The organism is Streptomyces chilikensis (assembly GCF_001642695.1).
GTDB classification, from domain to species: domain Bacteria; phylum Actinomycetota; class Actinomycetes; order Streptomycetales; family Streptomycetaceae; genus Streptomyces; species Streptomyces chilikensis.
Window position 1 is genome coordinate 2,655,703 of record NZ_LWCC02000005.1, and the last position, 12,972, is coordinate 2,668,674.

Genomic DNA, 12,972 nt, shown 5'->3' on the forward strand with positions numbered 1-12,972 from the left:
GGTCTCGGCCGCCCGGCTGACTTCCGGAGCCGTCCGACATCCCTACCCTGTACAGGTGCAGCGCCTCTACGACTTCATCCACTCCCACCAGACCTGGGTGGACGGCTTCTGGGCGGTTCTGCTCGTCCTCCTGTCGGTGGTGACGGGGACCCACGGTCCCCAGGCCGCCCACTGGGACCGGGTGGCGATCGTGCCGGTGGTCCTCGCGCTCGGCGTGGCGACGACGCTGCGGTCCCGGATGCCGGAACGGATGCTGCTGCTGGCCACCGCGGCAGGCGTCCTCCAGCTGCTGGCCGACGTGCCGATCCTCCCGGCCGACTTCGCGCTGCTGATGACGATCTACTCGGTCGCCGTGGCCGGCAGCGTCAAGGCCTCGCGCGCCGCCCTGGCGGTGGCCCTGCTGGCGGCTCCCCTGGCGCAGCTGCGCTGGCCGGAGGAGAACTCCTCCCTGGTGGGCAACGTGGTGATCCTGGTCTTCCAGACCGTGCCGCTGGTCTTCGCCTGGGTGCTCGGCGACGCCCGCCGCACCCGCAGCGCCTACTTCGCGCAACTGGAGGAGCGGGCCGCCCGGCTGGAGCGGGAACGCGAGACCCAGGCCAAGATCGCGGTGGCCGCGGAGCGCGCCCGGATAGCCCGGGAACTGCACGACGTGGTGGCCCACAACGTGTCGGTGATGGTGGTCCAGGCAGACGGCGCCGCCTACGTCCTGGACACCGCGCCCGAGCAGTCGAAGAAGGCCCTGGAGACCATCTCGGCCACCGGCCGCCAGGCGCTCGCGGAGATGCGCCGCCTGCTGGGCGTGCTGCGCACCGGCGAGCAGCCGGTGAACGGCGAGTACGTGCCGCAGCCCGACGTGGCGCAGATAGAGGACCTGGTCGAGCAGTGCCGGGGCGCGGGCCTGACCGTCGACTTCAAGGTCGAGGGAAGCCCCCGACCGCTGCCCAGCGGGGTGGAGCTCACCGCCTACCGCATCGTGCAGGAGGCACTGACCAACGTCCGCAAGCACGCGGGGCCCGAGGCGGGGGCCGGGGTCCGGCTGGTCTACTTCGACGACGGGCTGGGCCTGCTGGTCGAGGACGACGGCCGGGGGGCACCGCCGGAACTGTGCGCCGCGGGCGGCGCGGACGGACAGGGCCAGGGTCTGATCGGCATGAGGGAGCGCGTCGGCATGGTCGGCGGCACCCTCGACGCCGGTCCGCGGCCCGGCGGAGGCTTCCGCATCAGCGCCCTGCTTCCCCTCAGGTCCGCCCTCTGACGCACCGTCCACGACCTTCCTGCCGCCCATCCCCTCACGGAACGCGAGAAACCGATGCCGATCCGCGTGATGCTCGTCGACGACCAGGCGCTGCTGCGCACCGGTTTCCGCATGGTGCTGGACGCCCAGCCCGACATGGAGGTGGTCGCCGAGGCCGGCGACGGCGAGGAGGCGCTGCGGCTGCTGGCCGGCGCGCGGGCGGACGTGGTGCTGATGGACGTGCGGATGCCGCGCATGGACGGCGTCGAGGCCACCCGCCGGGTCTGTGAGGAGCCGGGGGCGCCCAAGGTGCTGATCCTGACCACCTTCGACCTGGACGAGTACGCGTTCTCCGCGCTGCGGGCGGGGGCCAGCGGGTTCATGCTGAAGGACGTCCCGCCGGGCGACCTGCTGGCCGCCATCCGCGCCGTGCACAGCGGGGACGCCGTGGTCGCGCCGTCCACCACGCGCCGTCTGCTGGACCGGTTCGCGCCCATGCTGCCGGGCGCCCCCGACGAGCGCTCGCGCGCCCGTGAGGAGGAACTGGCCCGGCTCACCACGCGCGAGCGGGAGGTGATGGTGCTGGTCGCCCAGGGGCTGTCGAACGGGGAGATCGCCGCCCGGCTGGTCCTTTCCGAGGCCACGGTGAAGACCCATGTGGGCCGCATCCTCACCAAACTGGGCCTGCGCGACCGGGTCCAGGTCGTGGTCCTCGCCTACGAGACGGGCCTGGTGCGGGCCGGAGGGCTCGGCTGAGGCGACGGCCCTGCCCGCGGCCGGAGGCCCGGCCCAGGCGTGCTTCCCGGGCCGGAGGTCCGCCGATCGTCCCGACCGGGCCCGCGCGCGGCCCGCGGCCACTAGATTCTGCCCATGCTCCTGTGGATCAACGGCCCCTTCGGGGGCGGCAAGACACAGACCGCGTACGAGATGCACCGACGGCTGCCCGGCAGCGTGATCTGCGACCCGGAGCACCTCGGTTTCGGCCTGCGCCGGATGATGCCGCCCCCACTGCGCGGCGACTTCCAGGACCTGGCCTCCTGGCGGCAGGGCGTGGTGGAGGTCCTCGACCTCGCGCTCACCCACCACGAGGGCGTGGTGATCGTCCCGATGACGGTGACCGATCCCGGGTACTTCGCGCAGACCGTCGGGCGGCTCGGCGAACTCGGGCACGACGTACGGCACTTCACCCTCCTCGCGCAACGGGAGACCGTGCTGCGGCGACTGCGCGAACGCGGCCTCGGACGGCTGCCGGGCCGCCTGGCGGGCGGATGGAAGGCGCGACGGTCCGAGAGCTGGGCCGTCGAGCGGCTCGACGGGGCGCTGGAACGCCTCAAGGAGCCCGGGTTCGCCGAACACCTGTGGACGGACGACTTCACCGTGCCCAGGACCGCCGACCGGATCGCCGTCCTGGCCGGGCTCACGCTCCGCCCCAACCGGGGCGGAGCGGTGGCCGACCGCTACCGCCGGACCAGGACCGGGCTGCGGCACATCCGGTTCGACTGAACGGCCCGGCCGGACCGGAAGCCTGGGAGGACCGGGAGCCGGCCGGCCCCGGAGCCCGGCCGGCCCGGCCCGTCAGCCGCGCGCGAGCAGCCGCTCCGCGAAGTCCCGGGCCGCCTCGCGCACCTCCTCGGCCGTCCACTCCAGGCCTGGCGCGCTCACCGTGGTCTCGTGACAGGAGATCCCGGGCCCCCGGGCGTGCCAGTCGGCCACGAAGAGCAGCCGCCCGGTCCCCTCCGCCTGACGTATCGCCGTCTCCTCCAGGAGTTCGGGAGCGTACGGCAGCCAGACCTGGAACTGGTGGGTGTGGGGCGGCTCCGGATGGACCCGCGCCCACGGCAGCCCTCCGGCGGCCAGCCCCTCCGCGAGTGCGCCCGCCACGACCTTGGCGTGCGCCACGTACTCCGGCAGCCGGGGCAGCTCCCGCTCCAGCCCGAGCAGCGCCGACAGTGCGGCCGGGAACTGCTGGAACACCTGCCCGCCGTACCGGTGCCGCCACACCCTGGCCTCGTCGACCAGCGGGGCCGGACCGGCCAGCACCGCCCCCGAGAAACCGTCCAGCGACTTGTAGAACGAGACGTACACCGAGTCCGCCAGGCCGGCGATCTCCTCCAGCGGCCGCCCGAAGTGGACCGTCGACTCCCACAGCCGGGCGCCGTCGAAGTGGACGACCGCGTCCAGCTCCCGGGCCGCCTCCACCGTGGCCGTCAGCTCCTCCCAGGTGGGCAGCACGAACCCGGCGTCCCGCAGCGGCAGCTCCACCATCAGCGCGCCGAACGGCTCACCCACGTCGCGTATCTCCTGCGGCGTGGGCAGCCGGGGCTCGTCCGTCAGCCGCAGCGTCCGCAGACCGCCGACCTCCACGAGCGCGTTCCGCTCGTGCACCTCCGGGTGGCCCAGCGGATGCAGGGCCACCGCCCGGTTGCCCGTCCGCCCGGCCCAGCAGCGCAACGCGACCTGCTGCGCCATGGTGCCCGACGGGAAGAAGGCCGCGTCCTCCATGCCCAGCAGGGCGGCCACCCGGCGCTCCAGGGCCCCCACCACGCCGTCGCCGTAGATGTCCGAGGGCTCGTCCAGATCGTGGACCGAGCCCGCCGCCTCCACCAGGTCTTCCAGCCGCTCGCGCAGCGTCGACCTGAACCCCGGCCGGGTCAGCGTCCGGACGGAGGACCGGAGCAGCTCCAGCCGCCGGGCACGCCGTGCCGCCTGGTCGTTCGCACTGTCGTTCATGGCAAGGATCATGCCTCCGATCACCGCCCCGCGCCGAGCCTGTGGAAAACCCCCTGTGGACAACGGCCGGGGAAGACCCGGGAGGGACGGACGCAGCCTGTGGACAACCGATCCTCGCGGAAGGGATCGCGTTAACATGACGAGAAATCGTCCGGTACCCGGAGCGGACTGGAACGGGAAGGCCCTCGTCGCGTGACCACACAACCCCATCCCCCCGACCCCGGTGACCGTCCCGCGCGGCTCGCCGTCGGCGTCGTGGGCGCCGGCCGCGTCGGCCCGGCGCTCGCGGCCTCGCTGCGCCTGGCCGGACACCGCCCGGTCGCGGTGTCCGGCGTCTCCGACGCCTCCCGGCGCCGGGCCGCCGAGCTGCTGCCGGACGTCCCCCTGGTCACGCCCGCCGAGGTGCTGGCCCGATCCGAGCTGGTCCTGCTCACCGTCCCGGACGACGTCCTACCCGGACTCGTGCAGGGCCTGGCGGAGACCGGCGCCGTCCGGCCCGGCCAGCTGGTCGTGCACACCTCCGGCCGGTACGGCGTCGGCGTCCTGGGGCCCGCCCTGCGCGTCGGCGCCCTGCCGCTCGCCCTGCACCCGGCCATGACCTTCACCGGCACCGCGGTCGACGTGCAGCGCCTGGCGGGGTGCTCCTTCGGCGTCACCGCGCCGGAGCAGCTCCGGCTGGCCGCCGAGGCGCTGGTGGTGGAGATGGGCGGCGAGCCCGAGTGGATCGAGGAGCGCGACCGCCCGCTCTACCACGCGGCGCTGGCCCTCGGCTCCAACCACCTGATCACCCTGGTCGCCCAGTCCATGGAGCTGCTCGGCGCCGCCGGAGTGGGCGCCCCGGACCGGATGCTCGGCCCGCTGCTCGGCGCCGCCCTGGACAACGCGCTGCGCTCCGGTGACGCCGCCCTCACCGGTCCCGTCTCCCGCGGCGACGCGGGCACGGTCGCCGCCCACGTCGAGCAGCTCCGCAGGCACGCCCCGCAGATCCTGCCCGGCTACCTGGCGATGGCCCGGGCCACCGCCGACCGCGCCCTCGCCAAGGGTCTGCTCAAGCCGGAACTCGCCGAGGACCTTCTCGGGGTACTCGGCCAGGACGGCACGACGGACCGCACCGGCGGCTCCGGAACGGACGGGACCACAGGCGACGACGGGGAGGACACCCGATGACCCAGGCCGGCAAGCCCGAGCTGCTGCACACCGCCGCCGACCTGGCGGCCCGCCCCCGCGCCGGACGCCGTGCCGTCGTGATGACCATGGGCGCCCTGCACGAGGGCCACGGCACCCTCATCCGGGCCGCCCGCGAGACGGCCGGCCCGCGGGGGGAGGTGGTGGTCACCGTCTTCGTCAACCCGCTGCAGTTCGGCGCCGGCGAGGATCTCGACCGCTACCCGCGCACCCTGGACGCCGATGTGGAACTCGCCGCCTCGTGCGGCGCCGACGTGGTGTTCGCCCCCTCGGTCGACGAGGTCTACCCCGGTGGCGAGCCCGAGGTCAGGATCACCGCGGGGCCGATGGGCACGCGGCTCGAAGGCGCCTCCCGCCCGGGCCACTTCGACGGCGTGCTCACCGTCGTCGCCAAGCTGCTCCACCTCACCCGCCCGGACATCGCCCTCTACGGGCAGAAGGACGCCCAGCAGCTGGCCCTGATCCGCCGCATGGTCCGCGACCTGAACTTCGGCGTCGAGATCGTCGGCGTGCCCACCGTCCGGGAGGAGGACGGCCTGGCCCTCTCCAGCCGCAACCGCTACCTCTCCGCGGACGAGCGGCGCACCGCCCTCGCCCTGTCCCGCGCGCTGTTCGCGGGCCGTGACCGGCTCGCCGCCCTGGAGGCGCTGCGCGCCCGCGCCCAGGAGGCGCCCTCCACCGAGGCCCGCGCCGCCGCGCTGGAACGGCTCGGCGAAAGCCGTGAGGCGGCCGACGCGCACGCGCTGGCCGCCGCCGGAGGCAGGACCTCCGGCCCGGCCGCCGTCCGCGACGCCGCCCGCCTGGTGCTCGACGAGGCCGCCAAGTCGGAGCCGCCGCTGGTCCTGGACTACCTGGCGCTGGTCGATCCCGCGGACTTCACCGAGGTCGCCGACGGTCACACCGGCGAGGCCGTGCTGGCCGTCGCCGCCAAGGTCGGCCGGACCCGGCTGATCGACAACCTGCCGCTCACCTTCGCCCCGGACGGCGGTCGCGAGCCCGGCCCGGAAGACGGAGACGCCCCGTGACCCCCACCGGCCCCGTGACCCCCGCCCCCGCCGGCATGCGCCTGCCCGCGCCCGCACCGGGCTGGTCCATCGACGCCGACGTGGTCGTCGTCGGATCCGGCGTGGCCGGACTGACCGCCGCGCTGCGCTGCGAGGCGGCCGGCCTGCGCACCGTCGTGGTCACCAAGGCCCGCCTCGACGCCGGATCCACCCGCTGGGCGCAGGGCGGCATAGCCGCCGCCCTCGGCGAGGGCGACACCCCCGAGCAGCACCTCGACGACACCCTGGTCGCGGGCGCCGGACTCTGCGACGAGGAGGCCGTGCGCCTGCTGGTCACCGAGGGCCCCGACGCGGTGCGCCGCCTGATCTCCACCGGCGCCCGCTTCGACACCGACACGGACGGCGGGATCGCGCTGACCCGTGAGGGCGGCCACCACCGCCGCCGCATCGCGCACGCGGGCGGCGACGCCACCGGCGCCGAGATATCCCGCGCCCTGGTCGAGGCGGTCCAGGCCCGCGGCCTGCGCACCGTCGAGCACGCCCTGGTCCTCGACCTGCTCACCGACGCCGAGGGGCGCACCGCCGGCGTCACCCTGCACGTCATGGGTGAGGGCGCGCACGACGGCGTCGGCGCCGTCCACGCCCCCGCCGTGGTCCTCGCCACCGGTGGCATGGGCCAGGTGTTCTCCGCCACCACCAACCCGCCGGTCTCCACCGGGGACGGCGTGGCGCTCGCGCTCCGGGCCGGCGCCGAGGTCAGCGACCTGGAGTTCGTCCAGTTCCACCCGACCGTCCTCTTCCTCGGCCCCGACGCCGAGGGCCAGCAGCCGCTGGTCTCCGAGGCGGTCCGCGGCGAGGGCGCCCACCTGGTCGACGCGGACGGCGTCCGGTTCATGGTCGGGCAGCACGAGCTGGCCGAGCTGGCCCCGCGCGACATCGTGGCCAAGGGCATCATGCGCCGGATGCGGGAGAAGGGCGCCGCGCACATGTACCTGGACGCCCGCCACTTCGGCGCCGAGATGTGGGAGCACCGCTTCCCGACCATCCTCGCCGCCTGCCGGGCCCACGGCATCGACCCGGTCACCGAGCCGATCCCGGTGGCGCCGGCCGCCCACTACGCCTCCGGCGGCGTCCGGACCGACTCGGCCGGCCGCACCACCGTGCCCGGCCTCTACGCCTGCGGCGAGGTCGCCTGCACCGGCGTCCACGGCGCCAACCGGCTCGCCTCCAACTCGCTGTTGGAGGGCCTGGTCTACGCCGAACGGATCGCCGCCGACATCGCGGCCGGAGGCACCGCCGGTACCGGTACCGCCGGTACCGCGCATGCAGGCACCGGCGCCGCGGACGCCCCGGTCCGGGGGGAGGGCGGCGGCCCGGTCCGCACCGCGGCCCCGGTCCTGCCGGAGACACCCCAGCTCCAGCCGCTGCCCGCCCCCGAGGACCGGTCCGCCGTCCAGCGGATCATGACCGAGGGCGCCGGCGTGCTGCGTTCCGCCGGCTCCCTGCGGCGGGCCGCGGAGGAACTGGCCGAGCTGCAGGCCGCGGCCGCCGAGGGCCGCGGGAAGCGGCCGGTTCCGGGCACCGAGACCTGGGAGACGGCCAACCTCCTGCTGGTCGCCCGGGTCCTCGTCGAGGCGGCCCGCCGCCGCGAGGAGACCCGCGGCTGCCACTGGCGCGAGGACCGCCCCGACCGGGACGACCAGCAGTGGCGCCGCCACATCGTCGTCCGCCTCGGCGAGGGCCGTACGCTCGCCGTGCACACCACCGACGGACCGGGCTTCGCACCGGTCACCCCTCCCACAGGAGCAGTGAAGAAGTGAGCCCCTCCGACCCCTCCGGCCCCGCCGACCTCCCCCTCGCCGACGGAGGAGGCTGTGGTGACGGCTGCGCCTGCGGCGCCGGTGACGACCACGAGTTCGACGCCTACGAGTGCGGCCTCGACCCCGCCCTCGCCGCGCTGCTGACCGAGGCCGGTCTCGACCCGGCCGAGGTCGAGGACATCGCGACCATGGCGGTGGCCGAGGACCTCGACGGCGGTGTGGACGTCACCACCTGGGCCACCATCTCCGAGGAGGCCGTCGCCACCGCCGACTTCACCGCCCGCGAGGCGGGCGTGGTCGCGGGACTGCGGATCGCGGAGGCGGTGATCTCGGTGGTCGCCTCCGACGAGTTCGAGGTCGAGCGGCACGCCGAGGACGGCGACCGTGTGGAAGCCGGGCAGAAGCTGCTCTCGGTCACCACCCGTACGCGTGACCTCCTCACCGCGGAGCGCAGCGCGCTCAACATCATGTGCCGCCTCTCCGGCATCGCCACCGCCACCCGCGCCTGGGCCGACGTACTCGAAGGCACCGCCGCGACCGTCCGCGACACCCGCAAGACCACGCCGGGCCTGCGCTCCCTGGAGAAGTACGCGGTGCGCTGCGGCGGCGGCGAGAACCACCGGATGTCGCTCTCCGACGCCGCCCTGGTCAAGGACAACCACGTGGTCGCCGCCGGTGGTGTGGCCGAGGCGTTCCGGGCGGTCCGCGAGCGCTTCCCGGAGCTGCCGATCGAGGTCGAGGTCGACACCCTGCACCAGCTCCGCGAGGCGCTGGACGCCGGCGCCGACCTGATCCTGCTGGACAACTTCACGCCCGCCCAGTGCGCGGAGGCGGTCGCGATCACCGCCGGCCGGGCCAAGCTGGAGGCGTCCGGACGGCTCACCCTGGAGAACGCCAAGGCGTACGCCGACACCGGCGTCGACCACCTGGCGGTGGGCGCGCTCACGCACTCCGCGCCCGTCCTGGACATCGGCCTGGACCTCCGTGAGGCCCAGGGCGCCGCGCAGAACGACTCGGAGTAGGGGCGGGAGCCATGCTGCTGACGATCGACGTGGGCAACACGCACACCGTGCTGGGGTTGTTCGACGGCTCCGAGATCATCGAGCACTGGCGCATCTCCACCGACCCGCGCCGCACGGCTGACGAGCTGGCCGTACTGATGCAGGGCCTGATGGGCGCGCACCCGCTGCTCGGCGGCGAACTCGGCGAGGGCATCGACGGCATCGCCATCTGCGCCACCGTCCCGTCCGTGCTGCACGAACTGCGCGAGGTGACCCGCCGGTACTACGGCGACGTGCCCGCGGTGATCGTCGAGCCCGGCGTCAAGACCGGCGTGCCGATCCTCACCGACAACCCCAAGGAGGTCGGCGCGGACCGCATCATCAACGCGGTCGCCGCGGCCGAGCTCTTCGGCGGGCCGGCCATCGTGGTCGACTTCGGCACCGCCACCACCTTCGACGCGGTCAGCGCCCGCGGCGAATACATCGGGGGAGTCATCGCGCCCGGCATCGAGATCTCCGTGGAGGCACTGGGCGTCAAGGGCGCGCAGCTCCGCAAGATCGAGGTGGCGCGCCCGCGCAGCGTGATCGGCCGGAACACGGTCGAGGCGATGCAGGCGGGCATCGTCTACGGCTTCGCCGGGCAGGTCGACGGGGTGGTCGAGCGGATGGCCCGCGAGCTGGCCGACGACCCGGACGACGTCACGGTCATCGCCACGGGCGGGCTGGCGCCGATGGTGCTCGGGGAGTCCACGGTCATCGACGAGCACGAGCCGTGGCTCACGCTGATCGGGCTCCGTCTCGTCTACGAACGCAACGTCGGCCGCCCCTGACCCGACGGCCCGCCCGCGTCCCGGTTCCACGGCCCGCCCGCGCCCAGCGCCCCGGTTCCCGGCTCCACGGCACGGGGGAGCGGGCGGGCGGGCCCGGTCGTCCGTGGCGGTCATGCCGCCCCCGGGCGGCCCGGCCCGCCGCCCGCGGAACGGCGGACCGGGGGCGAGACCATGCGGCCGTCTGCGGGGTGAGGGCCGGCGCACCGGGGCGGCGCGGTCGTCCGCGGGACGGTGGCCGAGACCACGGACGGGCCTCGGCCGGGGAATGACCCGGTTGGCGGGGCCGGAACGGCACGCCGATGGAAATATGTCCATGATTGTCTGATTGGCGCGTATGGTCGCGCCATGCCCACGCCCTACGGATCCCGCGGCATGGCGTTCGGCCCGCAAGAGCTGCGCGTGCTCCGCCGTGCCCTCGCCCTCGCCCTCCACCCCCGCCCCGCCTCCCCCCAGGAGGTCCAGGACTGCCTGCGGCTCGCCGACGCGGTCGACGAGGTGACGCGGGAGGCGGCCCGGCAGCGCGCCTTCCTCCTGGCCGACCTGGTCCGCTACCGCGCTGCCCTCCCGGGCACCGTCACCGGCTACCTCCACCTCCTGCGTGAGGCACTGGACGCCGGTCACCGCCCGGAGCCGGAGGACCTGGCCGCGCTCCGCGCCCTGCGCGGCAACCCCGCCGCGGCCGCCCTGCTGCGGCGGTGCGACGTGCCCGCCGAGCGGACCGCCGCGCCTGTGGCCGTGCCGGTCCTGCCCGCGCAGGGCTCGGAGCCGGCGACCGCGGCCCGTCCGGAGCTGGTCCCGGTACCCGCCACGGCCTCGGTCCCCCCGGGCCGACGGCCGCGCTCCGAGGAGGCCGAGCTCTTCGGGCACCCCGCACGGGGGGTCCCGGCGGCGCGCACCCGGTTGCTGGCGCTGCGGGGCGGCCTGGGGGCCGACGGCGGCGAGAACGAGCCCGAGCGGCCCGATCCGTCGCCGCCCACCGACCCGCGGCGTCCCGCACAGCCGTCGCCCGGGCGGCCGGTTCCCACGCCGGGCGAGGTGTTCCCGCGCCGCAAGCCGTCGGCCCAGCCCTCCTCGCCGTCCTCTCCTCCGGACGAGCCCTCGCGGGGGCGGCTGGCCGCGGGATGAACGACGGGGGTGGCTACCCTGGTGCCATGGACTACGTCTCCGCGCTTCTGCCCCCGTTCGTGATGGCCGCCCTCTTCATCGGGGTCATCAGGGTGATCATCAAGACCCAGGGCGGGGTCAACAAGACCAAGGAGGACGCCGCGGTGGACGCGGCGCTGGCCCAGGCCCAGGCCACCCCCCGCCGCGACCAGGCCTGACGGGACCCCCCCTCCCGGACCCGAGCCCCGGCTCCGGCAGGCCCGAGCCCCGGCTCCGTCGAGCCCCGGCTCCGTCGGGCTCCGGCTCCGGCTCCGGCTCCGGCTTCGCCCCGCCCCGGCCCCGGCCCGTCGCCGCACGGGCGCCGATACCTGCCGCGCCCGTGCCGCGCCCGCCCGGAACCGGGGCTTTTCAGGGCTATCGTCCCTCCCATGCCGAAACCCTTGGGAGAACTCGAAGACGCCGTCATGAGCCGGATCTGGAAGTGGAACCGGCCGGTGACCGTTCGGGAAGTCCTGGAAGATCTGCAGAACGAACGCTCCATCGCCTACACCACGGTGATGACCGTTCTCGACAATCTCCAGCGCAAGGGCTGGGTCCGCCGGCACGCCGAAGGCCGGGCCTATCGATATGAGGCGGTCTCCAGCCGGGCCGCCTATGTGGCCGCGCTGATGAACGACGCGTGGTCCCGCAGCGACAATCCCACCGCCGCTCTGGTGGCCTTCTTCGGGATGATGAACGAGGACCAGCGCGCCATGGTCCGTGACGCACTCCGCGTGGCGCACGGCCCCGGCATCGTCCCGGATGCCGGGAACCCTCGGGGCGGCGAGAACGCCCCGGGAGGCGACAACGCCCCCGGGTCGGCGGACGGCGGTTCCGGGCGATAACGTCCGGACATGTCAGTGGAGCGTTCCGAAGTCAGCACCGAAGCTTTCACCGTACGCAGGGCCAGGACCGGTGATGTCCCCGCTCTCCGTCGACTCCTCGACGCGTACACCCGCGACGGCAGGCTGCTCGACAAAGCGACCGTCACGCTTTACGAGGACATCCAGGAGTTCTGGGTGGCGGAACGCGACGACAACGCCGAGGTGGTCGGCTGCGGAGCGCTGCACGTGATGTGGGAAGACCTCGCCGAAGTGCGCACTCTCGCCGTGAACCCGGTGCTCAAGGGCGCGGGAGTCGGACACCACTTGCTGGAGAAGCTTCTCCAGACCGCCCGATGGCTCGGCGTGCGCCGCGTTTTCTGCCTCACCTTCGAAGTCGAGTTCTTCGGGAAGCACGGCTTCGTCGAGATCGGCGAGACTCCCGTCGACACCGATGTCTACGCGGAGCTCCTGCGCTCCTATGACGAGGGCGTGGCGGAGTTCCTCGGACTCGAACGAGTGAAACCGAACACCTTGGGCAACAGTCGGATGCTTCTGCATCTGTGATCTTCTTCGGGCGTGGTGAAGCCCTTCTCCGCGCCTTCACCGTGTGAGGTATTCCGGGTCCTTCCCCGATCGCGGGTTCCCTATGTCCGGAACCGGCAGGTTTTCGGCTGCGGCGACGAGCCGGGCCTCTCCCCGGGGTTTGTGTTTTTCCGGCAAAAGCGGTTTGCTTTCCGGCGTACTGCAGTACTGCATATAACAAGGGACGGCGAAACGGCTCCGCCCGGAGCCGCCCCAGGGTTATCGATGAAAGGAATAGCGGTGGCACAGAAGGTTCAGGTCCTTCTTGTCGACGACCTCGACGGCGGCGAGGCGGACGAGACGGTGACGTTCGCGCTGGACGGCAAGACGTACGAGATCGACCTCACGACCGCCAACGCGGACAAGCTGCGCGGCCTGCTCGAGCCCTACGTGAAGAGCGGACGCCGTACCGGCGGTCGTGCCTCCGGCGGCCGCGCCAAGACGCGTGCGGCGGCGGGCAGCAGCCAGGAGACGGCCCAGATCCGCGCCTGGGCCAAGGAGCAGGGCCTCGAGGTCAACGACCGCGGCCGTGTGCCCGCGAAGATCCGTGAGGCGTACGAGAAGGCCAACGGCTGACGGCCCCCCGACGGCTGACGGCCCGCTCCACTGCCGGAGAGCC

At 74.0% G+C, this 12,972-nt stretch carries 14 protein-coding genes; 13 read left to right on the forward strand and 1 reads right to left on the reverse strand.

Features of this window, described 5'->3' with window-relative positions; translation table 11 throughout:
• The first annotated feature begins 55 nt into the window (after positions 1 to 55).
• From A2U95_RS11935 to A2U95_RS11945, 3 genes are all read left to right on the forward strand, one after another.
• Positions 56 to 1,255, forward strand: coding sequence for a sensor histidine kinase (locus A2U95_RS11935; RefSeq protein WP_166022109.1), 1,200 nt, complete (start codon positions 56 to 58; stop codon positions 1,253 to 1,255).
• Between the two features lie 54 nt (positions 1,256 to 1,309).
• The gene (locus A2U95_RS11940; RefSeq protein ID WP_166022110.1) at positions 1,310 to 1,990 is read left to right on the forward strand and encodes a response regulator; all 681 of its coding nucleotides are present in this window, start codon (positions 1,310 to 1,312) and stop codon (positions 1,988 to 1,990) included.
• Between the two features lie 114 nt (positions 1,991 to 2,104).
• Positions 2,105 to 2,737, forward strand: coding sequence for an AAA family ATPase (locus tag A2U95_RS11945; RefSeq protein WP_166022111.1), 633 nt, complete (start codon positions 2,105 to 2,107; stop codon positions 2,735 to 2,737).
• Between the two features lie 72 nt (positions 2,738 to 2,809).
• On the opposite strand, the gene A2U95_RS11950 is transcribed toward A2U95_RS11945, so the two are convergent.
• Positions 2,810 to 3,964, reverse strand: coding sequence for a threonine aldolase family protein (locus tag A2U95_RS11950; RefSeq protein WP_166022112.1), 1,155 nt, complete (start codon positions 3,962 to 3,964; stop codon positions 2,810 to 2,812).
• Positions 3,965 to 4,156: 192 nt separating this feature from the next.
• Here A2U95_RS11950 and A2U95_RS11955 point away from each other — a divergent pair, with 192 nt between their 5' ends.
• From A2U95_RS11955 to A2U95_RS12000, 10 genes are all read left to right on the forward strand, one after another.
• On the forward strand, positions 4,157 to 5,131 hold the full coding sequence (locus A2U95_RS11955) for a Rossmann-like and DUF2520 domain-containing protein (protein ID WP_166022113.1): 975 nt from the start codon (positions 4,157 to 4,159) through the stop codon (positions 5,129 to 5,131).
• Complete coding sequence (gene panC / locus A2U95_RS11960; protein ID WP_166022114.1) at positions 5,128 to 6,174, forward strand: pantoate--beta-alanine ligase; 1,047 nt, start codon at positions 5,128 to 5,130, stop codon at positions 6,172 to 6,174. The genes A2U95_RS11955 and panC overlap by 4 nt, the downstream gene beginning before the upstream one ends.
• A gap of 35 nt (positions 6,175 to 6,209) precedes the next feature.
• Positions 6,210 to 7,973 (forward strand): L-aspartate oxidase, encoded by a 1,764-nt coding sequence (locus A2U95_RS11965; RefSeq protein ID WP_166025098.1) that lies wholly within the window; start codon positions 6,210 to 6,212, stop codon positions 7,971 to 7,973.
• Positions 7,970 to 8,995 (forward strand): carboxylating nicotinate-nucleotide diphosphorylase, encoded by a 1,026-nt coding sequence (gene nadC, locus A2U95_RS11970; protein WP_166022115.1) that lies wholly within the window; start codon positions 7,970 to 7,972, stop codon positions 8,993 to 8,995. The genes A2U95_RS11965 and nadC overlap by 4 nt, the downstream gene beginning before the upstream one ends.
• A gap of 11 nt (positions 8,996 to 9,006) precedes the next feature.
• Complete coding sequence (locus tag A2U95_RS11975) at positions 9,007 to 9,804, forward strand: type III pantothenate kinase (protein WP_166022116.1); 798 nt, start codon at positions 9,007 to 9,009, stop codon at positions 9,802 to 9,804.
• Positions 9,805 to 10,149: 345 nt separating this feature from the next.
• On the forward strand, positions 10,150 to 10,929 hold the full coding sequence (locus tag A2U95_RS11980; RefSeq protein ID WP_240957291.1) for a serine/threonine-protein kinase: 780 nt from the start codon (positions 10,150 to 10,152) through the stop codon (positions 10,927 to 10,929).
• A gap of 26 nt (positions 10,930 to 10,955) precedes the next feature.
• Positions 10,956 to 11,126: a hypothetical protein gene (locus A2U95_RS11985; protein ID WP_166022117.1), complete on the forward strand. Its 171-nt coding sequence runs from the start codon at positions 10,956 to 10,958 to the stop codon at positions 11,124 to 11,126.
• 210 nt (positions 11,127 to 11,336) lie between these two features.
• Entirely contained in the window at positions 11,337 to 11,792 is a 456-nt protein-coding gene (locus A2U95_RS11990) for a BlaI/MecI/CopY family transcriptional regulator (protein ID WP_206282866.1), read from the forward strand.
• Positions 11,793 to 11,801: 9 nt separating this feature from the next.
• Complete coding sequence (locus A2U95_RS11995) at positions 11,802 to 12,335, forward strand: amino-acid N-acetyltransferase (protein WP_166022118.1); 534 nt, start codon at positions 11,802 to 11,804, stop codon at positions 12,333 to 12,335.
• 258 nt (positions 12,336 to 12,593) lie between these two features.
• On the forward strand, positions 12,594 to 12,929 hold the full coding sequence (locus A2U95_RS12000) for a histone-like nucleoid-structuring protein Lsr2 (RefSeq protein ID WP_151773359.1): 336 nt from the start codon (positions 12,594 to 12,596) through the stop codon (positions 12,927 to 12,929).
• Positions 12,930 to 12,972 lie beyond the last annotated feature (43 nt).

What these genes read in the sequence shown, in the direction of transcription:
- A2U95_RS11940 (WP_166022110.1), top strand. Translation starts at nt 1,310, where the DNA reads ATGCCGATCCGCGTGATGCTCGTCGACGACCAGGCGCTGCTGCGCACC.
- A2U95_RS11965 (WP_166025098.1), top strand. Translation starts at nt 6,210, where the DNA reads ATGCGCCTGCCCGCGCCCGCACCGGGCTGGTCCATCGACGCCGACGTG.
- A2U95_RS11985 (WP_166022117.1), top strand. Translation starts at nt 10,956, where the DNA reads ATGGACTACGTCTCCGCGCTTCTGCCCCCGTTCGTGATGGCCGCCCTC.
- A2U95_RS11980 (WP_240957291.1), top strand. Translation starts at nt 10,150, where the DNA reads ATGCCCACGCCCTACGGATCCCGCGGCATGGCGTTCGGCCCGCAAGAG.
- A2U95_RS11945 (WP_166022111.1), top strand. Translation starts at nt 2,105, where the DNA reads ATGCTCCTGTGGATCAACGGCCCCTTCGGGGGCGGCAAGACACAGACC.
- panC (WP_166022114.1), top strand. Translation starts at nt 5,128, where the DNA reads ATGACCCAGGCCGGCAAGCCCGAGCTGCTGCACACCGCCGCCGACCTG.
- A2U95_RS11975 (WP_166022116.1), top strand. Translation starts at nt 9,007, where the DNA reads ATGCTGCTGACGATCGACGTGGGCAACACGCACACCGTGCTGGGGTTG.
- A2U95_RS11995 (WP_166022118.1), top strand. Translation starts at nt 11,802, where the DNA reads ATGTCAGTGGAGCGTTCCGAAGTCAGCACCGAAGCTTTCACCGTACGC.
- A2U95_RS11950 (WP_166022112.1), bottom strand. Translation starts at nt 3,964, where the DNA reads ATGAACGACAGTGCGAACGACCAGGCGGCACGGCGTGCCCGGCGGCTG.
- A2U95_RS11990 (WP_206282866.1), top strand. Translation starts at nt 11,337, where the DNA reads ATGCCGAAACCCTTGGGAGAACTCGAAGACGCCGTCATGAGCCGGATC.